Here is a 417-nt window from a genome sequence, read left to right as displayed (position 1 = left end):
GACCGATAGAGCGCCAGCGCCGGCACATTGCCGGCCTCGACCTGCAGCCAGGCCTCCCGCGCGCCGCGCAGCCGCGCCCATTTCAGCGCCGACCGGATCAGGTTGCGGCCATGGCCCTTGTTGCGCGCCGCCTTGTCGGTGGCGACTTCGAACAGGCCGGCGAGATCGCCGTCATGCACGCAGATCAGGGTCGCCAGCGCCTCTGCCCCATCTTCCAGTGCGAACAGCCCGGCCTCGGGCTGGATGGCGCCGATGATCTCCGACAGGCCGGGCCGCAGCGAAACGTCCGAGCCGCTGACCTTGAGCGACGCGCCGATGAAGCGGCTGATGTCCTTGAGCGGGATCTGGTCCATGGCGGCATCGAGCTGGGCGTCGGCCAGCGGCAATCGCATGACCAGCGATTCGTCGAACCGGCTC

1 protein-coding gene is annotated in these 417 nt (G+C 69.3%); it reads right to left on the bottom strand.

Annotation, left to right across the window (positions count from 1 at the left end; genetic code table 11):
* Positions 1-417: GNAT family N-acetyltransferase (locus tag ACWTU8_RS32990; protein ID WP_455851398.1), on the bottom strand; the 417-nt coding region annotated here is incomplete at both ends.

This window comes from Mesorhizobium sp. BHbdii, from assembly GCF_053848045.1.
This window is presented reverse-complemented; position numbering and strand designations above follow the sequence as displayed.